At 65.4% G+C, this 22,851-nt stretch carries 24 protein-coding genes; 12 read left to right on the top strand and 12 right to left on the bottom strand.

The genetic code is table 11. The annotated features are described in order from the left end of the window. Positions 1-2: 2 nt before the first annotated feature. On the bottom strand, positions 3-1,058 hold the full coding sequence (locus AB4099_RS14320; protein ID WP_441478556.1) for a glycosyltransferase family 2 protein: 1,056 nt from the start codon (positions 1,056-1,058) through the stop codon (positions 3-5). 165 nt (positions 1,059-1,223) lie between these two features. On the opposite strand from AB4099_RS14320, the gene AB4099_RS14315 reads away from it, so the two are divergent. After that, positions 1,224-2,393, top strand: a complete 1,170-nt coding sequence (locus tag AB4099_RS14315; RefSeq protein WP_441478555.1) for a glycosyltransferase — start codon at positions 1,224-1,226, stop codon at positions 2,391-2,393. A gap of 99 nt (positions 2,394-2,492) precedes the next feature. On the opposite strand, the gene AB4099_RS14310 is transcribed toward AB4099_RS14315, so the two are convergent. Beyond that, positions 2,493-3,611 carry an AbrB family transcriptional regulator gene (locus AB4099_RS14310; RefSeq protein ID WP_113516811.1) on the bottom strand — a complete coding sequence of 373 codons (1,119 nt, stop codon included), beginning with the start codon at positions 3,609-3,611 and terminating at the stop codon, positions 2,493-2,495. 268 nt (positions 3,612-3,879) lie between these two features. Between AB4099_RS14310 and AB4099_RS14305 the strand changes: the two genes are divergently transcribed. Continuing rightward, on the top strand, positions 3,880-4,974 hold the full coding sequence (locus tag AB4099_RS14305) for a DMT family transporter (RefSeq protein WP_441478554.1): 1,095 nt from the start codon (positions 3,880-3,882) through the stop codon (positions 4,972-4,974). Between the two features lie 27 nt (positions 4,975-5,001). Beyond that, positions 5,002-5,937, top strand: coding sequence for an acetamidase/formamidase family protein (locus AB4099_RS14300; RefSeq protein ID WP_441478553.1), 936 nt, complete (start codon positions 5,002-5,004; stop codon positions 5,935-5,937). A 73-nt stretch (positions 5,938-6,010) separates the two neighbouring features. On the opposite strand, the gene AB4099_RS14295 is transcribed toward AB4099_RS14300, so the two are convergent. Further along, complete coding sequence (locus tag AB4099_RS14295) at positions 6,011-6,484, bottom strand: SRPBCC family protein (protein ID WP_441478552.1); 474 nt, start codon at positions 6,482-6,484, stop codon at positions 6,011-6,013. Positions 6,485-6,592: 108 nt separating this feature from the next. Here AB4099_RS14295 and AB4099_RS14290 point away from each other — a divergent pair, with 108 nt between their 5' ends. Next, positions 6,593-7,126 carry a winged helix-turn-helix transcriptional regulator gene (locus AB4099_RS14290; RefSeq protein ID WP_441478551.1) on the top strand — a complete coding sequence of 178 codons (534 nt, stop codon included), beginning with the start codon at positions 6,593-6,595 and terminating at the stop codon, positions 7,124-7,126. Between the two features lie 64 nt (positions 7,127-7,190). Here the strand turns inward: AB4099_RS14290 and AB4099_RS14285 are convergent, their stop codons facing one another. The 3 genes from AB4099_RS14285 to AB4099_RS14275 are packed head-to-tail and all read right to left on the bottom strand — an operon-like array spanning position 7,191 to position 8,705. Beyond that, positions 7,191-7,841, bottom strand: a complete 651-nt coding sequence (locus AB4099_RS14285; protein WP_441478550.1) for a glutathione S-transferase family protein — start codon at positions 7,839-7,841, stop codon at positions 7,191-7,193. 20 nt (positions 7,842-7,861) lie between these two features. Beyond that, positions 7,862-8,335 (bottom strand): SRPBCC family protein, encoded by a 474-nt coding sequence (locus AB4099_RS14280; protein WP_441478549.1) that lies wholly within the window; start codon positions 8,333-8,335, stop codon positions 7,862-7,864. Continuing rightward, positions 8,322-8,705, bottom strand: coding sequence for an ArsR/SmtB family transcription factor (locus AB4099_RS14275; protein ID WP_113516804.1), 384 nt, complete (start codon positions 8,703-8,705; stop codon positions 8,322-8,324). Before AB4099_RS14275 ends, AB4099_RS14280 begins: the two co-directional genes overlap by 14 nt. Before the next feature lie 181 nt (positions 8,706-8,886). Between AB4099_RS14275 and AB4099_RS14270 the strand changes: the two genes are divergently transcribed. Then, positions 8,887-9,930, top strand: coding sequence for a GMP reductase (locus AB4099_RS14270; protein ID WP_441478548.1), 1,044 nt, complete (start codon positions 8,887-8,889; stop codon positions 9,928-9,930). A 21-nt stretch (positions 9,931-9,951) separates the two neighbouring features. Here the strand turns inward: AB4099_RS14270 and AB4099_RS14265 are convergent, their stop codons facing one another. Genes AB4099_RS14265 through AB4099_RS14255 form a run of 3 tightly spaced genes read right to left on the bottom strand, consistent with a single transcriptional unit; the run spans position 9,952 to position 12,894 of the window. Beyond that, positions 9,952-10,647, bottom strand: a complete 696-nt coding sequence (locus AB4099_RS14265) for an ABC transporter ATP-binding protein (RefSeq protein WP_441478547.1) — start codon at positions 10,645-10,647, stop codon at positions 9,952-9,954. Continuing rightward, positions 10,644-11,891 carry an ABC transporter permease gene (locus tag AB4099_RS14260; protein ID WP_441478546.1) on the bottom strand — a complete coding sequence of 416 codons (1,248 nt, stop codon included), beginning with the start codon at positions 11,889-11,891 and terminating at the stop codon, positions 10,644-10,646. The genes AB4099_RS14265 and AB4099_RS14260 overlap by 4 nt, the downstream gene beginning before the upstream one ends. A 4-nt stretch (positions 11,892-11,895) precedes the next feature. Then, entirely contained in the window at positions 11,896-12,894 is a 999-nt protein-coding gene (locus tag AB4099_RS14255; protein ID WP_441478545.1) for an efflux RND transporter periplasmic adaptor subunit, read from the bottom strand. A gap of 152 nt (positions 12,895-13,046) precedes the next feature. On the opposite strand from AB4099_RS14255, the gene AB4099_RS14250 reads away from it, so the two are divergent. The 4 genes from AB4099_RS14250 (at position 13,047) to AB4099_RS14235 (ending at position 17,298) form a co-directional block, all read left to right on the top strand. Continuing rightward, a complete protein-coding gene (locus AB4099_RS14250) occupies positions 13,047-13,736 on the top strand; it encodes a TetR/AcrR family transcriptional regulator (RefSeq protein WP_441478544.1) in 690 nt (229 codons plus the stop codon). A gap of 142 nt (positions 13,737-13,878) precedes the next feature. Further along, positions 13,879-14,913, top strand: a complete 1,035-nt coding sequence (locus AB4099_RS14245; protein ID WP_441478543.1) for an amino acid ABC transporter substrate-binding protein — start codon at positions 13,879-13,881, stop codon at positions 14,911-14,913. A gap of 184 nt (positions 14,914-15,097) precedes the next feature. Beyond that, positions 15,098-16,261 (top strand): amino acid ABC transporter permease, encoded by a 1,164-nt coding sequence (locus AB4099_RS14240; protein WP_441478542.1) that lies wholly within the window; start codon positions 15,098-15,100, stop codon positions 16,259-16,261. Continuing rightward, positions 16,258-17,298, top strand: coding sequence for an amino acid ABC transporter permease (locus AB4099_RS14235; RefSeq protein WP_441478541.1), 1,041 nt, complete (start codon positions 16,258-16,260; stop codon positions 17,296-17,298). Before AB4099_RS14240 ends, AB4099_RS14235 begins: the two co-directional genes overlap by 4 nt. A 100-nt stretch (positions 17,299-17,398) precedes the next feature. Here AB4099_RS14235 and AB4099_RS14230 read toward each other — a convergent pair whose 3' ends face one another. Then, positions 17,399-17,935, bottom strand: coding sequence for a GcrA family cell cycle regulator (locus tag AB4099_RS14230; RefSeq protein ID WP_113516797.1), 537 nt, complete (start codon positions 17,933-17,935; stop codon positions 17,399-17,401). A gap of 534 nt (positions 17,936-18,469) precedes the next feature. Between AB4099_RS14230 and AB4099_RS14225 the strand changes: the two genes are divergently transcribed. From AB4099_RS14225 to AB4099_RS14215, 3 genes are read left to right on the top strand one after another with little or no spacing between them, the layout of a single operon-like run. After that, positions 18,470-19,690: an aspartate aminotransferase family protein gene (locus AB4099_RS14225; protein ID WP_441478540.1), complete on the top strand. Its 1,221-nt coding sequence runs from the start codon at positions 18,470-18,472 to the stop codon at positions 19,688-19,690. A gap of 44 nt (positions 19,691-19,734) precedes the next feature. Next, positions 19,735-20,652: an ornithine carbamoyltransferase gene (gene argF, locus AB4099_RS14220; RefSeq protein WP_113516795.1), complete on the top strand. Its 918-nt coding sequence runs from the start codon at positions 19,735-19,737 to the stop codon at positions 20,650-20,652. Continuing rightward, on the top strand, positions 20,652-21,659 hold the full coding sequence (locus AB4099_RS14215) for an Hsp33 family molecular chaperone (protein ID WP_441478539.1): 1,008 nt from the start codon (positions 20,652-20,654) through the stop codon (positions 21,657-21,659). Before argF ends, AB4099_RS14215 begins: the two co-directional genes overlap by 1 nt. A 33-nt stretch (positions 21,660-21,692) precedes the next feature. Here AB4099_RS14215 and AB4099_RS14210 read toward each other — a convergent pair whose 3' ends face one another. After that, positions 21,693-21,836 (bottom strand): DUF2474 domain-containing protein, encoded by a 144-nt coding sequence (locus AB4099_RS14210; RefSeq protein ID WP_441478538.1) that lies wholly within the window; start codon positions 21,834-21,836, stop codon positions 21,693-21,695. After that, positions 21,836-22,846 (bottom strand): cytochrome d ubiquinol oxidase subunit II, encoded by a 1,011-nt coding sequence (gene cydB, locus AB4099_RS14205; protein WP_441478537.1) that lies wholly within the window; start codon positions 22,844-22,846, stop codon positions 21,836-21,838. Before cydB ends, AB4099_RS14210 begins: the two co-directional genes overlap by 1 nt. Between the last annotated feature and the right edge of the window lie 5 nt (positions 22,847-22,851).

Below are 22,851 nucleotides of genomic sequence, written 5' to 3'. Positions count from 1 at the left end.
CTCTAGTTCTTGTCCGGCTTGCGGTATTGCTCGTTGCCGACGCCGAGCTCCGACATCAGGCGACCGAGCGCCACCTGCGCGTGATAGAGCCCGATCGTAGCCGAGCCGGTGCGCAGACCCAGCGCAAGCCCGCGAAAGGGCGAGGCTGCGAGCAGCGCGAGACTCTTCGCCAGAACCTTGAGCCGCCCCCGCGCCGATGGATCGAGGCGGCGTTCGATCGTGGCCGAGATCGCGCCGTTGCGCAGGCTGCGCGCCGCGATCCAGCTGAATTCCGTGCGGCGCCTCGGCATCGTCTCGCGCATTGCGGCATCCTGGACCCACCAGAAGCGGAAGCCGGCTTCCTTGCAGCGCCGGAAGAAATCGCTGTCGCCGCCGCCGGTGAAATCAAAACTCTCGTCGAGGAAGGGGAAGCCGAGTGTCTCCAGCACCCCGCGCCGGATCAGGTAATTGGCGCTCGAGAACAGGATCGGTACTTCGCCCGAGGCAGCATAATGCGATCGAAAGACCGGATGCGCGCTCAGCCAGGCTCGCGATTGATCCTCGAAGACGGGGCTCACCGAGCCGCCGAAGAGCTGGGCCGGCGCAGTCGCCGCCGCACGCAGAAAAGCGTCGAGCCACAGCGGCAGCGCCTCCTCGTCGTCATCGATGCCGAGGACCTGCTTCAGCGCGGGAAGGCGGGTCAGCCCGCAGCGCCAGGCGGCATTATAGGCCTTGCAGTTGCCCTGTCGCGGCTCGACGATGACGTATCCCTTAAACAGCCCCGCTGCGTGAAGGGTGCTCGCCCGCTCCGCGCCGGCGCGCTCGATGCCTTCGTTCTCGACGACGATGATCGCAAAATCATGCCCGCCCTGCTGCACTGCCAGGGAGCGCAAGGTGCGCTCCAGCAGCTCCGGCCGCTTGAAGGTTGGCACGCAAATGACGCTTTCGACGCCTCGCAGCGCCGCCTCTGGCGAAGCCGCGACGATCTCGAAGGTCTCGGGTGCATCGAAGCCGGAAATGGCGGGGCGTCGCGAGGCGCCTTCCAAATTGCCGGCGGAATGATGGAGGGGGTCAGCCATGGTGCCCCAGCATGCCACATCTCCGCTTAAGGTTCGGTGTCGGCGATCCCGTGCCCGCGCGCACACTCCCACATCCGATGTTCAGGATAGTTCGTCGCCGAACTTGACCCGCTCGAACATCTGACGCCTCTCTCACAGCCATCCCTATCGTCAGGATCGGCCCCGTTGCGCCTTGCCTTCATCACCTCGCTGATCCCGGTTGCAAAGCCCGACACCGGCTTCGAGATCGCCAATGCCGCAATCCTCGATGCGCTGCGCTCCGCCGGGCATGAGGTCACCGCCTTCGGTTTCCTGCGCCCGGGCGAAGTGCCGGCCGGCCCCGCACAGGCCGTGGTGATTGGCGCTGTCGATATCGAGAACGCAGTCGCTCCTGCCAGCCGCAGGCTGCAATGGCTTGCCTATGCGCTCAGCCACGGCCTGCCTGTCGCCTGCGCCAAGCTGCGGCTCGCCGGAGCTGGCAAGCTCGTCGAGGCGGTAAGGGCCCGCGGCCCGTTCGATGCTGTGATTCTCAACTCGGTGATGCTGCCCGGCGCCGTCCCGGAGCTGACCACGCTCGGGCCCTGTGTGCTGGTCGAGCACAATATCGAACATGTCTCCGCCCGGCAGAATGCGGCGCATGCCGGCACCGGGCTGATGAGTTGGCTCTATGCCCGTGAGGCGAGGTTGCTGGAAGCCGTCGAGACGCGCCTCTGGAACGAGGTCGGCTATATCTGGACTCTGGCCGAGGAAGACCGACGCGCGCTCGGCCCTGCCGCGGCGAAGGCGGCGGTCCTGCCGCTCGTCTCGGGCAGTGGCCCGCAACCAGCGGCCATGGCGGAGCCGGTCGCACCGGCCTTCGACGTCGGCATGATCGGAACCTGGACCTGGCAGCCGAACTTCATCGGTCTCGACTGGTTCTTGCGCGAGGTCGCTCCGCTCCTTCCGACCGATATCTCGGTTGCGGTTGCTGGGCGGCTTCCCGCGGAGATGCCACCGGTTCCAGAAAGGGTGCGACTGGTCGGGCGCGTCGCTGATGCGAACACCTTCCTCCAGTCCTGCCATGTGCTGGCCTTGTCCAGCCGCGCCGGAACCGGGGTGCAATTGAAGACGATCGAGGCGATGCAACTCGGCATGCCAGCCGTGGCGACGACACTCTCCTGCCGCGGCTTTACAGCGCTGCCGGAGAATTTCTCGCTCGCCGACCAGCCGGAGGCTTTTGCCCAGGCGCTGACAGAACGTGTGCGAGGCGCGCGCGCGGGAAACCCTCAGCGCATCGATGGAGCCGCCTTCATCGCCATCCAGAGGGCTGCCCTGGCGAGCGCGCTGGCCGCCGGGCTCACGGCCGCGCGCCACTAGATCTCGGGACCGGATATCCTATCCGACCCGACGACCTGAGCTTCTGTGTCTGCAACGACCCGAAAACCGCAATCCACTGTTCCGCCGATGCCTCAGGCGCTACTCAGCCGGCGCGGCCTCCGTCTTGCGCTTGTCGCCGAGGATCAGGCCGAAGACCGGCCCGGCGCCGACCATGACCAGGAAGACACGAATGATGTGATGGGCCGCGACGAAGGCGACCTCTGTGTGGAGCGCCAACGCGATCAGGCTCATCTCGGCCAACCCGCCCGGCGAATAGGCCAGGATCAGCGGCACGTGACCATAAATCGAGACCTTCGAGACGCCCCAGGCGAAGGCAATCGTTAGGGCAAGCAGCACCGCCGTCGAGCCGACCGAGAGCAGCAGGACACGCAGGATCACGCTTGGCGAGGTGCCGACAAAGCGGCAGCCGACGGTAACGCCGAGCACGAGCTGGGCTGCGTTGACGACCTGGAAGGGCGGCGCGGAATCGCTCCAGCCGAGGAAATGGACCAGCGCACTCGCTACCATCGGCCCAAGCAGGTGCTTGGCCGGCAGCCGCAGCAAATGCCCGAGGATGACCCCGAAGACGCCACAGCCGATAAGCCAGAGCTCGGCGAAAAGCGGTGTCTGCGCCAGCGAGGGGCCAGCATTGCGGGTTGCGGACAGCGAAACACCCTCGATCGACTGCACGATGAAGGGCAACGTCATCACAACGAGCAGCACGCGGGCGGAGTGGATCAGCGCGATGATGCGGGCATCGCCGCCCTTCTCCTCGCCGAGGAGAACCATCTCCATCAACCCACCCGGCATGCCGGCGAAGAAGGCTGTCACACTGTCGAACCCGGCAACGCGGCGGAAATAGGTGACGCAGCACAGGCCACAGGCGGTCATGAACAGAACGAGGCCGATCAGAGTCGGCAACCAGTTCGGCAATTGCGCCACGAGATCGGGGCGAAAGCCCGCGCCGAGCATGACGCCAATCACAGCGCTCATCGGAGGGCGAATGACGCCAGGCGCGGAGACCGGCGCCTTGAGCAGCGCGGCGACCGTGCAGAACACCATGGAGCCCAGCATCCAGGGCAGTGGCAATTTCGCCTGCACGAAGAGCCAGCCGCCGAAACCGCCGAGCGCAAGGGCGAGGGCAAAACGGCGATAGGGGAAGCGCCGGGGAGAGAGCGAACGCAGGCCGCTCACGAAATCGGACAGCAATTCCCGCATGCGTCTGTCGTACCCTTCAACCCGGCGACGGCCGGAAACGCGTCGATGGTGGCACGGCTCCTACACCGCTTCGGCCGGCGCATACAGTCCGCCGATGGAATGTCGGCTCCGCAAGGCGAACGGGTCGGCGCATGACGACCACCTTCCATCACAACCCCGCCATGCCGACTGACCATCTGGTCAGGGCGTCGAAGATCATCGATGGTTTCAGGGCATGTGCGATGTGAAGAGCCGGGGGCGCGATCGCGCTCGGCCAATGGTTCGGGCGATGAGCGAAGACCGGCTTTCCGAGCAGCGGCGCGGCTCGGGTTCTGACGACGGTGTCGGCGAGCTGCCGACGCCGTTACGGCACGCATCGCCCGAGGATTCCGAACCTCCCGAATCCAGACGCGACGAGGCTCCGCCGATCGTGCTCGCCGCCATTCCCGGCGTGATCGAACCCGGCCCTTCCGGCTGGCTCGCCGGCCGCCGGCACCGGCTGACACATTGGTGGCGCGGCTCGACATCGAACCTGCGCGGTTCGGTCTATATGCTGTCGGCGATGCTGGTCTATGCGGTGATGGTCGGGCTGATCAAGCATATCGGCTCAGCCGTTCCGCTGGTCCAGACGCTGCTGATCCGACAGGTGATCATGAGCGTCATCATCATCGCCTTCGCAGCCAACCAGCTGCCAGCCATGATGCGGACCTCGCGTCTGGGACTGCAGGTCTTCCGCGGGTTGATCACGCTCGCCTCGATGCTCTGCGGCTTCAGCGCCATCATCTACATTCCGCTGGCTCAGGCGACCGCGATCGGATTCAGCCAGGTTCTGTTCGTCACCATCGCCGCGGTGCTGCTGCTGAAGGAGAAGGTCGATGGCCGCCGCTGGGTCGCGACCATCATCGGCTTCATCGGCGTCATCATCATGCTCAATCCATCGGCGCAGGGGCTGAACATCTACGCGCTGATGTCTGTCGCAGGCGCGTTTCTCGGGGCGGGCATCACCATCAGCGTGCGCAAGCTGGCGGCGACGGAGCGGACCGACACGATCCTGATCTACCAGGGCATCGTGCTGATCATCGTGCTCGCCGTGCCGACCTGGATCTTCTGGGTCCAGCCGACCGCCGAGCAGTGGCTCTCGCTGATCCTGCTCAGCCTGTTTGGCACGGCAGGCCAATGGCTGATCACGCGCGCCTATCAGGTCGGGGAGGCGGCCGCGCTCGCTCCGCTGGATTTCACGCGCCTGCTGCTGGCGAGCTTCACCGGCTTCGTCTTTTTCTCAGAGATTCCGGCGCTCACCACCTGGATCGGCGCCACCTTCGTGATCGGGGCAACGCTCTACACGATGCGCAAGAACGCCCGGCCGCTTGCCCCTCCCGCCTGATCTTCGCGCCCGCTACAGGATGCCCTCGTGATCCACCACCAGCTCGATGCCGGACCGAAGACCTGCCACTGGGGCTTCTTCGATGCTGCCTTGCCGCCCGTTCTGACGATCGCGAGCGGCGACAGCGTCACCATCCGCACGATCAACGGCGGCACGGGGGAGCAGCCGAAATCGGGTTTCCATGTTCTGCCCGAAACTCACGAGATTCACGCGAAGGTCGAGCGCCCGATGCCGGGCCATATCCTCACCGGTCCGGTCGCGGTGAGAGGAGCAAGGCCCGGCCATGTCCTCGAGGTGCGCATCCGCGAGGTCAAGCTCCGAACCGATTGGGGCTACACGTTCATCAGACCTCTCGCCGGCACCCTGCCGGAAGAGTTCGACACCTATAAGCTTGTCCATATCGGGCTCGACGCCGAAAGGAATCTTGCGCATCTGCCCTGGGGCATGGAGCTGCCGCTCGCGCCGTTCTTCGGCGTGATGGGCGTGGCTCCGCCCGCGCATTGGGGCCGGCAGAGTTCGCTGGTACCGCGCGCCTTCGGCGGCAATCTCGACAACAAGGAACTGGGGCCGGGGTCGACGCTCTATCTCCCCGTCTTCGTCGAAGGTGGGCTGTTCTCCTGCGGTGATGGCCATGGCGCCCAGGGCGACGGCGAGGTTTGCGTCACCGCGATCGAGACCGCCCTGGAAGGCACCTTCGAGTTCATCCTGCGCGAGGACTTGAGCTTCACCACGCCGCGCGCCGAGACGCCGACGCATCACATCACCATGGGCATCGACCCGGATCTCGACATCTGCGCCCAGAAGGCGCTGCGCGAGATGATCGTCCTGATCTGCGAACGCACCAAACTGACGCGGGAGGAGGCCTATATGCTGTGCAGCCTCGCGGCTGACCTGCGTGTGACCCAGACCGTCAACGGCTCCAAGGGCGTGCACTGCATGCTGGCGAAGAGCCTGGTGGCCTGACTCCCAGCAAGGCACTGGGAGGAGGAATTGCGCCTCCTCTCCAGGCATTCGACCTCTATGGCGGGCACGAGGATCAGACCACCGCCGCGGTACGCTCGAGCTCCTGAGCCAAACTCTCAAGCAACTCGCGGGAGCCGGCCTCCCGCATGGATACCTCATCCTTGCCGTCGAGGAAGGCAGCCTGTTCGGTATAGACGAGGCGGGTGCCCGATCCGACCGGAATGAGCTCGACCGTCGCCAGCGACGCGGAAATCGGCTCGCCTGCGATCGTCATGGTGTAGGCGGAGACGATACGGCGATCGGGCACGATATCCTGAAAGGTCGTGTCGTTGCTGATCGGCGGTCCGCCCTGATAGCGGAAGCTGCTGCGCTCGGAGCCCCCGATCCGAAAATCGACATCGAAGCGCTCGATGCTCCAGCCTTCACCCTCGGCAAACCAGCGGCGCTTCTGCGCCGGATCGGCAAAGGCTGCGAAGACCCGGGAGGGGGAAGCGGCATAATCGCGTTCAATGACGAAGCTGGCGTGAGTGACGGTGCGGTCAGACATATTCGTCTCCAAATCAAAACCAGTTGCTTTTTGCAACTGGTTGTAAGCTAGGGAAACTGATCTCATAATGCAAGCGGTGTTTGAAAGCAGGCTTTCGGGAGACTGCGTATGACCGACGATCCTCGCTCGGGCTGTCCGATCAACCTCACCCTCGAGGTGGTCGGCGACAAATGGAGCTTGCTCATCATTCGCGACATGATGTTCGGCAACCGTCGGCACTTCCGGGAATTGCTGCTGCATTCCAAGGAGGGCATCTCGTCCAACATCCTGGCCGACCGGCTGAAAACGCTGCTCGACCAGGGCATCATCACCAGGAGCGACGACCCCAGCCACAAGCAGAAGGTGACCTACAGCCTGACGGAGAAGGGCATCGGGCTCCTGCCGGCGCTGGCCCAAATGTCGTGCTGGGGGCTGAAATTCCTGCCGGTCAGCGAGGAACTCTCGATCCGCGCCGAACTGCTGGCCGAGGGCGGGCCCGCCCTCTGGGAAGAGTTCATGGACGAACTGCGCGAAAGCCATCTCGGCCAGCCCAATCCGCGACGCGCAAATCCCGGCTGGCTCAGCGTCGGCACGCGCCTGCGGGCCGCCTATGACGCCGTGGTCGCGCGCAAGGCGGCGGAGGCGCTCGCCGACGCAAGCTGATGGCATGCTTCATCGCGAGCGGCACAGTGTGCAGTCATGATGCAAGGGATGTTCGCGATAGCCGCTAGCCGCGTGGAAACATATGCAGGTAGGGCGCGGCCTCTCGCAGCACGCGCATATAGGACGGGCGCTCCAGCAGCCGGTCGAAATAGGCTGCGACGGCCTTGTGCGTGTCGCGGAACGGGAGCACGAGCTCGGAATAATAGAGCGCCGGCGCGGCAGCGCAGTCAGCCATGGTGAAAGCATCCCCTGCGGCCCAGCGCCGTCCGGCCAGCGTATGCTCGAGCACGTCATAGGCCGTCTGGAGCCGTTTCTTTGCCTGTTCGACGCCGGTCGGATCCTTGCCGTCGGCCGGCCTGATGCGGTCACCGACGATCTTCTGCATGGTCTCATTGAGATAAATGTCGAAGAAGCGGTCCTGCAGCCGGGTTTCGAGCGCGTGTCCGGCATCGTCAGGGATCAGCCGGAGGGCCCCCGGATAGGTCTGGTCGAGATAGTCGATGATGATGCTGGACTCAGGCACGATGCGGCCCCGCGCTTCATCCTGCAGCAGCGGGAACCGGCCCATCGGCCAGAGCTGCAGCAGAGCCATGCGCTGATCCGGATCACCCAGGTCGACAAGCTTTGGCGTGAAGGGTGTGCCGTTCTCATAGAGCGCGATCACCACCTTCTGGCAGAACGAGGACAGTGGGTGGAAATGCAGCGTCAGGGACATGGTCGAGCCTCCGTGAGACATCAGGCAGCGGCGGACTGGCGCTGCAATTCGCGGGCGAGATTGTCGAGGCCGATGCGGGTGCCGTGTTCCCGTTCCTCCGGACGGTCGTAACCGTCAAGGAAGGCAGCCTGCTCGGTAAAGACAAGCCGCATTTGCGCACCTTCAGACCTGAACAGAACGGTCGCCAGCGACACCGATATACGCCGCTCGGCCAAGCGCATCGCATAGGCGTAGACGATGCGGCTGCCGGGCACGATATCCTGGTAGACCGCGTCATAGACATGGTCGACGCCGTCGGAATCCCGGGTCGTCGAATGCTCCTGGCCGCCGACCGAGAAGTCGAGCGTGTGTGCGCCGGCCGCCCAGTCGTCATGGCAGGCGAACCAGCGGCGCTTGATCGCCGGATTGGCCCAGGCCGCGAAAACGCGGGCAGCGGAGGCGTCATAGACGCGCTCGATGGTGAAGGTGGCGTGCGTGACACTATGATCTGTCATCCCGTGCTCCTCTGCTCGATGCCGGGCTTCCGTCATCCGGCTCGTCCGGATTTTCTGCGAGATAGGCGCCCAGGCGATCGAAGCGCCGCTCCCACAGCATCCGGCGCTCGCTGATCCAGCGTTCGGCGGCGCGCAGGGCTTGCGTCTCAACATGGCAGGTCCGGACCCGGCCCTGCTTCTGCGAGCGGACGAGGCCGCTTTCCTCGAGCACGGCGAGATGCTGCACGACGGCGGACAATGTCATCGCCAGCGGCGCGGCAAGCTCGCTCACGGATGCCGGCCCATCGCACAGGCGCTCCACCATCAGCCGGCGGGTCGGATCCGCCAGGGCCTGGAACATCAAGTCGAGTTGCGCCGGTTGGTGAAGCATACGCTTAAGTATCTTTGGCGGGCGAAGCTGTCCAGAATTATTTTAGCAACTGCTAAAGTGTTGCCGCTAACGACCGCACCACGCCATTTGCGTCCAGGGTCCCGAACCGGCTATGAGTCCCGGCACGCCTCCTCAGCGCGTGCGCCCGAATTTCGCGCCAAAAGCAGCCGAGGCTTCCATCATGCGTATCGAGAACGATCCCAAGCTCGACTTCCGGGACGTGCTGATCCGGCCCAAGCGGTCGACGCTGGGCAGCCGCGCCCATGTCGACGTCAACCGCACGTTCCGCTTCGCCCATACCGGCAAAGACTGGACCGGCTTTCCGTTGATCGCCGCCAACATGGATGTGGTCGGCACCATGGGCATGGCGCGCGCCTTGCTGAAGCACGGCGCGATGGTGGCCCTGCACAAGCACTACGATGCCGACGATCTGATCGCCTTCTTCAAGGAGAAGGAATCGGCCAACGCCTTCTATTCGCTGGGCACCACCGAGACCGATCACGAGAAGCTGAAGCACGTCCATTCCAAGGCGCCGATCAGCAAGATCTGCCTCGATGTCGCCAATGGCTACACCGAGAAATTCGTCGACACCGTCAAGGCGACCCGCGAAGCCTTCCCGCATGCGGCGATCATGGCCGGCAATGTCGTGACCGGCGACATGACGGAAGCGCTGCTTCTTGCCGGCGCCGACATCGTCAAAGTCGGCATCGGCCCCGGCTCGGTCTGCACCACCCGCAAGATGACCGGCGTCGGCTATCCGCAGCTCTCCGCCATCATCGAATGTTCCGATGCGGCGCATGGCCTGAAGGGCCTGGTCTGCGGGGATGGCGGCTGCACCGTGCCGGGCGATCTCGCCAAGGCCTATGGCGGCGGTGCCGATTTCGTCATGCTGGGCGGCATGCTCGCCGGGCATGACGAATGCGAGGGCAAGATCCGCTACGAGGAGCACGACGGCAAGAAGGTCCCGGTCGCGATGACCTTCTACGGCATGTCCTCGGACACGGCGATGAAGCGCTATTCCGGCGGCGTCGCCAAATACCGCGCCTCGGAAGGCAAGACCGTCGAGGTGCCCTATCGCGGCCCGGTCGAGGGCACGATGCAGGAACTGATGGGCGGCGTGCGCTCGGCGATGACCTATATCGGCGCCGTGCGGCTCAAGGAGATGCCCAAGCGCACCACCTTCATCATGGTCGGCAGCCAGCTGAACACGGTGTTCGGCACCTGAGGCGCTCGCGCGGGCGGCGGCTCAGCCCTCCGTCGGGGTTTCGTCCTCGGTCACCCGGCCATCGACGAGATGGATGCGCCGTCCGATCCGCGCCGCCATCTCCAGGTCATGCGTCACCGCGATCACGGTCTTGCCGCGCTCACGCACCAGCGCGTCCAGAATCGCGAAGACCTGCTCCGAGTTCTTGCTGTCGAGGCTGCCGGTCGGCTCGTCGGCAAGGACGAGCGGCGGATCGTTGGCGAGCGCGCGCGCCACGGCGACACGCTGGCGCTGCCCGCCGGAGAGCTGTTCTGGCCGCTTATCGAGATGCCCGGCAAGGCCAAGCGCCTCGAGCAACTGCGTCGAGCGCTCGCGCATGGCCCCGGTCGAGAGGCGCCCGAGCCGGCGCATCGGGATCTCGATATTCTCGCGCACGGTGAACTCCGGCAGCAGGAAATGGAACTGAAAGACGAATCCGAGCGTCTCCAGCCTGATTCGCGCCTTCTCCCGTTCGCCGAGCCCTTCGGTGTCGCGGCCGCCGATCCGGAGAAGGCCAGCTGTCGGCCGGTCGAGCAAGCCCAGCAGGTAGAGCAGCGAGGATTTGCCCGAGCCGGACGGTCCGGTGATGGCGACGAATTCCCCCTCGCCTATTGTCAGCGATATGTCCTGCACCAGGGTCACGGGCACGGCCGCCGGGAGCACGCGGGTCAGACCGGCTGCTTCGATCAGCGCCGTCATGTCGCCCCCCGGATAATCTCGACCGGGTTGAGCCGCGCCGCCTGCCGCGCCGGTAGATAGCCGGCTATCCCCGCGGAAACCAGGGCGAATCCGGCCGCAATCAGGTAATGCCAGATGCTCCAGGCCAGCGGCAGCCGCGTGATCTCCTGCACCACCGACGCCCCTGAGAGTTCGAAGCGAACGAGCGAGAGCGTGAAGCACAGGCCAAAGCCGACCGCCCAGCCGATCAGCGAACCTCCGGCCCCGAGCACAAGCCCCTCCAGGAGGAACAGACGGCGCATGTCTGCTTCCGTGAAGCCAAGCGACTTCAGGATGGCGATGTCGCGCGCCTTCTCATGGGTGATGGTCGAGATGATGTTGAAGATGCCGAAGCCGGCCACCAACAGGATAGCGCCGACGACGGTGTACATGATGACATTGCGGATCACCAAAGCCTCGAGCAGCGACTCGTTCGCCTCCTGCCAGGCGACCGCCTTGTAGCCGATCAGCGCCTCGGCGCGCCGCGCCACCTGAGGAGCGGACGCGGGATCGTCGAGCTTCAGCCGGATCTCGCTGATCGCGTTCGGCCGCTCGCTCAGGATCTGTGCATTCTTGAGCAGGACATAGCCCTCTCCCTCGTCGCGCGCGGTCGTTCCGGTATGGAACAGGCCGACGATCTTGAAGGCACGGGTCTGGCCGGTGGAGGAGACCACCGTCACGGTTGTTCCGAGCTCGGCACCGAGACGCTGGGCCAGGCGGTCGCCGACGACGATGTTGTTGCCCCCGGCGATCAGCGAGGTGAAGCTCCCCTGGCGGAAATCCCTGGCGATCGAGGAGACGCGCATTTCGGCCTGCGGCTCGATGCCGATGATGCCGATGCCGACATCGCGCCCGGCATAGCGCACCACCCCTTGCGTCTTCAGGCTCGATGCCATCCGGCCGGGAACCCAGGCTCTCAGCAGTGCCGTCGCTTCGGTCGGGTTGAGGATGCCGCGACGATCGTCCTTGGGTCTCAGCCCGGCGATCTGAACCGATGCGAACTGGTCCTGCGCCGGTTGCTGGCGCGCGGTGCGCCGTTCGTCGGTGATGGCGACATGCGGCATGGTGTCGACGAGCCTCGCGACGAAATCGTCCTCGCCCCCCTGCATCAGGGCTGCCATGGCGATGGAGAAGCCGACCCCGAGCGCCACGCCGAGCACGGCAACGAGAGTCTGCCGACCGCGTCCGAGGATATGCGTCAAGGCAAGATCGAGGATCAGCCGCATGGCCTCACCCTCCCTGAACCCTGACGCGAGCGCCGTCACTGAGACGTTCGGGATAGGGGGCAACGACGCGGGCCGTATCCGGCACCCCCGAGAGGACCTCCATCTCGGCCGTACCGCGGATACCGATCGTCAGCTCGCGCCGGCGCACAACATCGCCCTCGACGACGAATACCGCATTGTCGTGCACGGCATTGTTCGGCAGGAGCAGGGCGTTCTGCGATACCCGTACGATGACATTGATTTCGACGGTCATGCCGATCATCAGGGGGGTCTCGTCCGGCAAAGCCAGGTAGACACGATAATTCTTCGCGATCGGATCGCCCTTGGGCGTAATACTGTCGACCGTGGCTTCAAGCCTCCGGCCCGGGAAGGCATCGGCCGTCAGCAAGACCTTTTGGCCGACCTTGACCTGGGGAATGTCCTCCTCGTTCACCTCGGCGACGATGCGCAGCGGCTTCGCCTCGCCAATCCAGAACAGCACCGTGCCGGGCTCAGCGATCTCGCCAACCTCGCCGTCGCGGCGCAGGACAGTGCCACGCATCGGCGCGCGGAGCAGGTAATTCTCCAGCCGGGCGGTCTGGCCTGCGACAAGCGCCGCGGCCTGGCCGATTTCGCTGCGGGCGCGATCGAGCGCCTGCTGGGTGACAACCTTGCGCTCGACAAGCGTCGAAAGCCGCTCAAGCTCCGTCGAGGCGAGGGCGTGGCGCGCCTTCAATTCGGCCAGCGTCGCCTCGGCCTGGGCCCTGTCCAGCCTGGCCAGAATCTGCCCCTCTTCGACCCGGATGCCTTCGCAGTTGCAGAGTTCGACGATGCGTTCGCGGATGAGCGGGGTCACCTTGGCCCAGGTCCGAGGCTCGACGACGCCCGTCGCATAGACGATGGCCGCCGCGTCGCCACGCTTCGCCAGCACGGTGGAAACCTGCGCCGGCCGGGTGAAGGACCAGTAAGTCGCAGCCGCGACGGCGAGCGCGGCCAGGACGAGCAGACGACGAACGAGCTTCAAGGCATCCCTCCCAGGAGGAGGCGGCAACAGCAGCACGGCGCGACGCGATTTTTCATTGCTCCGGCACCGATCCAGGCGCTAAGGTTACAGACCGACGGTCGGTCATCTTACAGACCGACGGTCGGTCGTCAAGTTGGAGAGACCGAACCGACATGCCCCGCGTGGTGAAACACCCCGATGATCGCAGGAACGAACTGCTCGACTGCGCCCAGGCGCTGTTCTTCGAACGCGGCTACGAGCGCACGACGATCAACGACGTGATTGCGCGCGCCGGCATCTCGAAGGGCGGGTTCTATCACCACTTCACCGCCAAGGAGGATTTGCTCACAGCGTTGGCGACGCGGCTTGCACAGGCCTCGGTCGAGCGCCTCGAGGATGTGACGGAGGCACCCGATCTCGCACCGCTCGCACGATTGAACGGTTTTCTGGCGCGCGCCCGGCAAATCAAGCTCGAGGATGCCCCCCGGTTGAGGGCGACATTCGATGTCCTCTTCAAGCCCGAGAACATCGTGCTCTATCACCGCATCAACGCAACCGTGATCCCGCTCGCGGTGCCGGTGCTCACCCGCATCATCGCGGCGGGGAAGGCCGAAGGCGTGTTCAAGGTGCCCGATGCCGGAATCGCAGCCGAGATCGTGCTGCATCTCAGTGCCACCAGTCGCGACGCCATGGCCCGGGCCATCTCGGCATCGGGAACCCCGGACGCTCCGGCGGCGATCGATGCGCTCGATCAGCAGCTGCGTTTCCAAGGCATCGCCATCGACCGCATCCTCGGATTGCCGGATGGCAGCGTCACCTATGTCGAAGACGGATTCGTGCAAGCCATCATGACGGCGCAGTGATGCACCGATGACGGCGCCGCGAGCCTGGCTTCCGCTCGACATCGCATCCGGGATTCGAAATCCACCCACTCCCCTTCGCGGCTCAGCTGTTGCATAGTCACGCCACCATGCAGAAAGCCGCCCAGGCTTCGGGGGAACGACGATGACGAAGATGATGATCCTGGGGGCCGCAGCCGCCCTCGCAGCGGCGGCCACCTCCGCCAGTGCGCAACAGCTGGCGCCAAGTCCGACGCTGGATGCCGTGAAGGCCCGCGGGCATCTCGAATGCGGCGTGCATCTCGGCCTGCCCGGTTTCTCCTTCGCCAATGACAAGGGCGAGTGGACGGGGCTCGATGTCGATTACTGCAAGGCACTGGCTGCGGCCGTGCTGGGCGATGCCACCAAGGTGAAGTTCACGCCGACCTCGGTTCAGCAGCGCTGGCCGATCCTGCAATCGGGCCAGGTCGACCTGCTCTCGCGCAACTCGACCATCACCTTCTCGCGCAACGCGACCTTGGGCCTGAACTTCCAGGGCATCAATTTCTACGAAGGCCAGACCTTCATCGTCCGCAAGTCGACCAATGCCAAGACGGCGGCCGATCTCGACGGCGCCTCGGTCTGCGTCGCAGCCGGCTCGACCGAGGAGAAGAACGCGGCCGACTGGTTCCGCGAGCGCAACCTCAAGGTCACGATCACCAATTTCCAGAAGAACGACGACGCCATCGCCGCCTATGATGCCGGCCGCTGCGACGCCTATACCGCCGGCGTCGGCGCGCTCGCCGGCCAGCGCGCCAAACTCAAGGTCCCCGACGAGCACATCATCCTGACCCAGCCGATCTCGAACGATCCCCAGGGGCCGGTAACGCGCTATGGCGACGAGCGCTGGCAGCTGATCGTGCGCTGGGTGCTGAATGGCACCATCGCCGCCGAAGCGCTCGGCGTCACCTCGGCCAATGTCGACGAGATGAAGGCCAATTCGAAGAACTCGGAAGTCCGCCGCCTGCTTGGCGTCGAAGGCGGTTTCGGCGCGATGATGGGCCTGCCGGACGACTGGATGTACAAGGCCATCAAGCAGGTCGGCAATTATGGCGAGAGCTATGAGCGCTCGGTCGGCATGGGCTCGCCGCTGAAGCTCGAGCGTGGCCAGAACCAGCTCTGGACCAAGGGCGGCTTGCTGTTCACGCCGCCTTTCCAGTGAGAACCACGGCATCGGGCGCCTGACGGTGCTTCGAGAAACCGGGCGTTATTCCGGGCAGGCGGCGAAGCCGTACAGCTCCGGAAGCCATCGCAGCGCGCAGCGCCTTTCGATGGTTTCCGGGCCTGCGCTACGCTCCGCAAGGAATGAGGCCCCTCCTTCGCCACTTGTCTAAGAGGCGGCAACCGTGGCCAGCGTTCTGTCCTTCATCAACGACAAGCGGGTGCGCGACCTGTTCTATCAGGTCGCGCTCGTGCTTGGGCTCGTCGGCGCGACCGTCTGGTTCGTGCGCAACGCCTCGGAGAACATGGTCAAGGCCGGCATCGCGTCGGGCTTCGACTTTCTCTGGCGCACTTCGGGGATCGAGGTTCCCTTCGTCCTGACCGGCTACACCCAGCAGGACAACATCCTCGCGCTGTTCTGGGTCGGCATCGCCAACACGATGCTCGTCACGGTGATCGCGATCGCGCTCGCCACCGTGCTCGGCTTCATCATCGGCATCGCGCGGTTGTCCTCGCACTGGCTGCTCTCGACGATTGCCGGTGCCTATATCGAGTTCGTCCGCAATATCCCGCTGCTGTTCTTCGTCCTGTTCTGGTATTTCGGCGTGATCGCGGCCCTGCCGGCGCCACGCGCCTCGCTGAGCCTATTCGGCGTCGCCTTCCTCAATAATCGCGGCCTGACGATGCCGCTGCCCGACTCGCCGGCGCCCTTCCGCTGGGCATTGGCGATCATGCTCCTGTCCTGGCTCATACAGTGGCTGGTGATGCGCTGGGCACGCCGGCGCAAGGAGGAGACCGGCCGCGATGCGCCCGTGCTCATGCTCGGCATCCTGTTCGTCCTGATCGTGCCCGCTCTGGCCTTCACCTGGGCCGGGCTCGCCGTGCGCTGGGACGTGCCGGTGCTGCGCGGCTTCAATTACCGCGGCGGCTTCGTCGTGATCCCCGAATTCGTCGCGCTGCTGGCGGCCCTCGTCACCTATACGGCGGGCTTCATCGCCGAGATCGTGCGCGGCGGCATCCAGGCCGTGCCGCATGGCCAGAGCGAGGCGTCTGCGGCGCTCGGCCTGCGTCCCGGCCAGATCCTGCGACTTGTCGTCATTCCGCAGGCGCTGCGCGTGATCGTGCCGCCGATGACCAACCAATATCTCAACGTGCTGAAGAACTCGTCCTTCGGTGCGGCCATTGCCTATCCCGACATCGTCAGTTTGTTCATGGGCTCTGCGCTGAACAATACCGGGCAGGCGATCGAAATCATCGCCATGACGCTTGCGGTCTATCTGGTCATCGGGCTTGCCGTCTCTGCCTTCATGAACTGGTACAATGCCAGGATCGCGCTGGTGACACGATGAGCGCAGCGACCTTTCCGCTCTGGCGCCAGAGGCTGTTCGGCACGCCGGCAACCGCCGCCCTTACAGTGGTCCTCGCACTCGGCATCGCCTGGGTCGCGGTCCCGCTGATCCGCTGGGCGCTGATCGACGCAACCTGGTCCGGCACCACGCGCAATGACTGCACCGGCAGCGGTGCCTGCTGGGTCTTCATCCGGGCCCGCTTCGGCCAGTTCATGTATGGGCTCTATCCCGTCGACGAGCGCTGGCGGGCCGATCTCACCGGAGCGATCTTCGCACTCTCTGGGCTCGGCCTCTATCTCTCGCCGAAATCCATGCGGATCCGGCTCGCGATCCTCGCGCTGATCATCCTGCCACCGCTCGGCGTCTGGCTGCTTGCCGGCGGGTTTGGTCTGCGCCCGGTCGAGACGCGCGAGTGGGGCGGGCTGATGCTGACGCTCTTCATCTCGGTCTATTCCAGCCTGATCGCGATCCCGCTCGGCATCCTGCTCGCGCTTGGACGACAGTCGCAGCTCAAGGTGGTGCGGCTGATCAGCGTGCTGTTCATCGAGTTCTGGCGCGGCGTGCCGATCATCGCGGTCATCTTCCTCGCCTCGCTGCTGCTGCCGCTGATCCTGCCGAGCGGCACGGGCATCGACCGCCTGGCGCGCGCCGTGATCGGGCTCGGCCTCGTCATCGCCGCCTATATGGCCGAAGCCGTCCGCGGCGGATTGCAGGCGCTTCCCTCCGGCCAGCGCGAGGCCGCAACCGCGCTGGGACTGACCTATTGGAAGACGACCGGGCTGATCGTTCTGCCGCAGGCCTTGCGGATTTCCCTGCCGGCGATGACCAACGAATTCATAGCGCTGATCAAGAACACGACGCTCGTGCTCGTCGTCTCGATCCTCGACCTGCTCGGCATCGCCCAGGCCTCGCTTGCCGACCCCAACTGGGTCGGGATGAACATGGAGGCCTATGCCTTTGCCGGGGCGATCTATTGGCTGATCTGCTACGCGCTCTCACGCTGGAGCAAGCGCCTCGAGCGACGCAAACTGGGTTAAGCGACCGTAAAGTCGGGATCACCCGCTCCGCTCCCGCGGGCCCTAATGAAAAAGCCGGCCTTGCGGGCCGGCTTCGATTTCAGATCCAAGGAGCCTTGGCTCAGGCGCGCACGACCTTGCGGTCGCGACGGCGATCGGCCGCGGGCTGATAGGCAATCCGGGCGTGGTAGCTGCAATAGGGCATGCCGGTCTGCGAACGGCCGCCGCAGAAGCGGAATTCCGCCGTGGTCGGGTCGCCCATCGGCCAGCGGCACATATATTCGCGCAGGTCCATGATGGTGACCCGATCGGAGAACGGCACCACGACGTCCTCAGGCAAAGCCGGCGCCTGTTGTGCCTCGACCTCGACCTCGGGCTCATATTGCGGCGCGAGCGCATTGGCGCCACGGGTCATGCCGGCATTGCCGCCGACAGGATGGCTCGGCGCGCGGGTCGGCGCCTTGCGGGGGCGCGGCGTCGACGAAGCGGCCGGGCTCTTGGCTCGCCCGGAAAGACCAAGCCGGTGCACCTTGCCGATCACGGCATTACGCGTGACGTTGCCGAGTTCGCCCGCAATCTGGCTGGCGCTCAGTCCGTCGCTCCAGAGCTTCTTGAGAAGCTCGACGCGTTCGTCCGTCCATGCTCCGACGTCGTTCATGGCTTCACCTGTCTCATCGGGCCAGTTCCTTCACGGAACCGGCCTATGGGCCGATCGTGGGCGGAATCCGAAACCGGCAGCTCCCGTTGCTAAACGGAGGCCGTTACACCCGGAATTGACGGTACAGGAGACGCCGCACGAGATGTCGTATCTGACAAAGCGGACCATACAAGATGCCGGGACTCGGCCACAAGAGTCCCCGAATCGGAAATTGGTTTTTCCCCAGCCATTCGCGGATCGCGGGTCAAGCCCCCACCTGCGGAGCAACTGACCTTACGGCGCGGAATTGACAGCGGGGGACCGGTTTTGCATAGTCTCGCCTACCTAGCCGCCCTCCACGGGCGGCGCTTATGTTTTTGACGGATCAAGGTCTTCTTGGTGATGCGGATGACGGCGCGACGAGACGTCGGGAACTGGCTGCGACGATAATGTCGCCGGCGGGTCGCAGAGGGCTGCCAATTCTTGCCCCGCGACTCCGTTCTTCCATCCAGCGCCCACCCGTTCTCATTCGCCCTTCCGTGAGGATCGCCTGTCATGACCCCTGCTCCCGTTAATCCCTCCCAGTCCGTGCTGTTGCCGACCTATGCTCGCGCGCCGATCGCGCTCGAGCGCGGCGAAGGCGCCTGGGTGGTCGCATCGGACGGCCAGCGCTATCTCGATTTCGGCGCAGGCATCGCCGTCAATGCGCTCGGCCATGCGCACCCGCATCTGATCCAGGCGCTGACCGAGCAAGCCTCGCGCATCTGGCACACCTCAAACCTCTACAGCATGCCGGAAGGAGAACGGCTGGCCCGGCGGCTCTGCGAGGCGACCTTCGCGGAACGGGCGTTCTTCACCAATTCCGGCGCCGAGGCCAATGAGTGCGCCATCAAGATGGCGCGCAAGTACCATGCTGCGAAGGGCCATCCCGAGCGCTATCGCATCATCACCTTCGAGGGCGCCTTCCATGGTCGTACGCTTGCGACCATCGCTGCCGGCGGCCAGCAGAAATATATCGACGGCTTCGGCCCGAAGGTCGACGGCTTCGACCAGGTGCCGTTCGACGACGTGGCCGCGCTGAAGGCCGCGATCGGGCCCGAGACGGCTGCGCTGATGATCGAGCCGATCCAGGGCGAGGGCGGCCTGCGCTCCGCGCCCGTGCGCTTCCTCAAGCTGCTCCGCGAGCTCTGCGACACGCATGGCCTGATGTTGATCTTCGACGAGATCCAGACCGGCGTCGGGCGCACCGGCAAGTTCTTCTCCTATGAGCTCTCGGGCGTCGCGCCCGACATCATGGCAATCGCCAAGGGCATTGGCGGCGGCTTCCCGATGGGCGCTTGCCTCGCCACCGAGGAAGCGGCTTCGGGCATGACGCTCGGCACGCATGGCACGACGTTCGGCGGCAATCCGCTCGCCATGGCGGTGGGCAATGCCGTACTCGATGTCGTGCTGGCACCGGGCTTCCTCGATCACGTCCAGCAAATAAGCCTGCGCCTGCGGCAGTCGCTGGCCCAGCTCAGGGATCACCATCCCGACGTGATCTCGGAGATCCGCGGCGAGGGGCTGATGATCGGCCTGAAGCTCAACACGCCGAACACCGATTTCGTGGTCGAGGCGCGTGCGGCCGGACTGTTGGTCGTCGCGGCCGGCGACAATGTCGTGCGCCTGCTGCCGCCGCTGATCATCACCGAGGCCGATGCCGCCGAGGCGATCGTGCGGCTCGAAAGGGCTGCGCAAGCGGTCGAGGCCACCCTGAAGCGACCGGCGGCCGAATAACGAACCCTCCGCCCACGGCACGTTTTTTGAAGGTAGCGCCGACGATGCGCCATTTCCTCGATCTTTCCGATTTCTCCAGCGACCAGCTCCGCGCCATCCTGCGCGCAGGCGAGGAGATGAAGGCCCGCCGCCGCACGCCGGCGGCAGCCTCCGACCGCCTGCTCGAAGGCAAGGTCATCGCCATGATCTTCGAACAGCCTTCCTTGCGGACCCGCGTCTCCTTCGACGTCGGCATCCGTGAGCTTGGCGGCTCGCCGATGATGGTGACGGGGCAGGAGATCGAGCTCGGCGAGCGCGAAACCATTGCCGATACCGCCCGCGTGCTGTCGCGCTATGTCGACGCCATCATGATCCGCATGCTCGACCATGATTCCGTGGTCGAGATGGCGAAATATGCCACCGTGCCGGTCATCAACGGGCTGACCAAGCGCCAGCATCCCTGCCAGGTCATGGCCGACGTCATGACCTTCGAGGAGCGCAGGGGGCCGATCACCGGCAAGCGCATCGCCTGGACAGGCGACACGAACAATGTCCTGACCTCCTGGGTGCACGCGGCCGGGCGGCTCGATTTCGAGCTTGCGATCGCGACGCCGGAAGAGCTGTCGCCCCCGCCGGCCCTGATCGACTGGGCTCGCAAGCAGGGCGCCAAGATCCGGCTGACCAGCCGGCCCGAAGCCGCGGTCGAGGGCGCAGATTGCGTCATCACCGATTGCTGGGTCTCGATGGGGGACGAGGAAGGCACGCGCCACAATCTGCTGCGCCCCTACCAGGTCGACGAGCGCCTGCTCGGTCGCGCCGAAAAGGATGCGATCTTCATGCACTGCCTGCCGGCGAGCCGCGGCGAGGAAGTCACCGATGCGGTCATGGACGGCCCGCAATCGGCCGTCTTCGACGAAGCCGAGAACCGGCTGCATGCGCAAAAGGGCATCCTGGCCTGGTGCTTTGGCGGCGTCGCAGCCTGATGGCCGTCGCTGACACCCCCTCGGAGACGGCGGCGCTAGACGATCGGGTCGTGCCGTTCACGGTCCCGGACCTCGACATTCGCGGCCGGGTCGTACGGCTCGGCGCCTCGATCGACACAGTCCTCGAGCGTCACAACTATCCGGAGCCGGTCTCGCGCGTCCTTGGCGAAGCAGCCGCGCTTACCGTTCTGCTCGGCACCGCACTTAAATTCGAAGGCCGTTTCCAGCTCCAGACCAAGAGCGACGGGCCGATCTCCATGCTGGTGGTCGATTTCAACGCGCCCGACAATTATCGCGCCGTCGCGCATTACGACGAGGCGCGGCTACAGCAGGCGGTCGCTGAGGGCACGTTGAGCACGGGCGATCTGCTCGGCAAGGGCCATCTCGGCCTGACGGTCGATCAGGGCTCGCAGTCGACGCGCTATCAGGGCGTGGTCGCGCTCGAACATCAGAGCCTCGAAGACGCGGCGCATCAGTACTTCAAGCAGTCCGAACAGATTCCGAGCCGGGTGCGGCTCGGCGTCGGCAGCGTCGTCACAGGCGCGGGACGGCAATGGCGAGCTGGCGGGCTGATCGTGCAGTTCATGCCGACCTCGCCCGACCGGCTACGCGCCGCCGACATCCATCCGGGCGATGCCCCGCAGGGGCACGAGATCCTGGCCAGCGACCACCCCGACGGGATCGCCGACGATGCCTGGGCCGAGGCCCGCTCGCTGGTCGAGACGGTCGAGGACCACGAGTTGCTCGACCCGATGCTGGAAAGCGAGCGGCTGCTCTATCGCCTGTTCCACGAGCGTGGCGCACGCGTCTTCGAGCCGGTGATCGTGCATGAATCCTGCCGCTGCTCGCGCGAGCGCGTGCTCGGCATGCTGCGCGGCTTTTCCGCCGAGGACCGCCGGGCCATGGTCGCCGATGACGGCACGCTCGCCGTCACCTGCGAATTCTGCTCGCGGCGCTATGATTTCGACCCGACCGAGGTCGAGGCGGGGCTGAACACCTCGCTCTGACGGTGCCATGGCTCTCGCGCCTCCGCGGCTCTCTCAGAGCGACAGCCCGGCGGCTTTCATCAGAAGACGGAAGCCGAGGGCAACGATGCCGAGCGTCAGCACGCTTGCGGCCCAGATCAGGACGAGCCAGCCGAAGCGGCTGAGCCAGGGCTTGCGAGGGGCTGTGACCGGCGCCATCAGTGATAGCCCTCCCCCGCCCTGACCTTGCCGCGGAACACGTAATAGGACCACGCGGTATAGGCGAGGATGATCGGGATGATGAAGAGCGCCCCGACCAGCGTGAAGCCCAGGCTCTGCGGCGGAGCCGCTGCCGCGCGGATCGAGATGTCGGGCGGGATGATGTTGGGCCAGAGGCTGATCGCAAGGCCGCTATAGCCGAGGAAGAGCAGCACCAGCGAGAGCAGGAAGGGGGCGGCATGCGTCGCCGGCCGCTTCAGCACCGACAGGATCAGCGCGGCCGTCGCGAAGACCAGGATGGGGACCGGCGCGAAGAAGAACAGGTTCGGCAACGTGAACCAGCGCTCCGCCACGCGCTGGTGCAGCCATGGCGTCCACAGGCTGACAAGCACGATGGCGACGAGCAGGGCGATGACGATCGGGCGGGCGAGCGCGATCATGCGCTGCTGCAGCTGTTCCTCCGTCTTCATGATCAGCCAGGTGCTGCCCAGCAGCGCATAGGCCACCAGGAGACCAAGTCCGGTGAACAGGCTGAACGGTGTCAGCCAATCGAGCGCGCCGCCGGCAAAGGCGCCGTCGCGCACCACAAAGCCATTGATGAAGGCGCCCAGCGACACGCCCTGGAAATAGGTGGCGATGTAGGACCCCCAGGCAAAGGCCTTGTCCCAGAACGGCTTGTGCGCCTCGTCGGCCTTGAAGCGGAACTCGAAGGCGACGCCGCGCCAGATCAGCCCGGCCAGCATCAGGACGAGCGGAAGATAAAGCGCGCTGAGGATCACGGCATAGGCGAGCGGGAAGGCGGCCATCAGCGCTGCGCCGCCCAGCACCAGCCAGGTTTCATTGCCATCCCAGACCGGCGCCACCGTGTTGACCATGGTGTCGCGATCCTCCCGCCCCTTCACGAAGGGGAACAGGATCCCGATGCCGAGGTCGAAACCGTCCATGATCACATACATCATCAGGCCGAAGCCGATGATCACCGCCCAGATGATCGGAAGATCGATACCCATCTCGC

The sequence above is a fragment of the Allobosea sp. 2KB_26 genome (assembly GCF_052115715.1).
Classification (GTDB): domain Bacteria; phylum Pseudomonadota; class Alphaproteobacteria; order Rhizobiales; family Beijerinckiaceae; genus Allobosea.
This window is presented reverse-complemented; position numbering and strand designations above follow the sequence as displayed.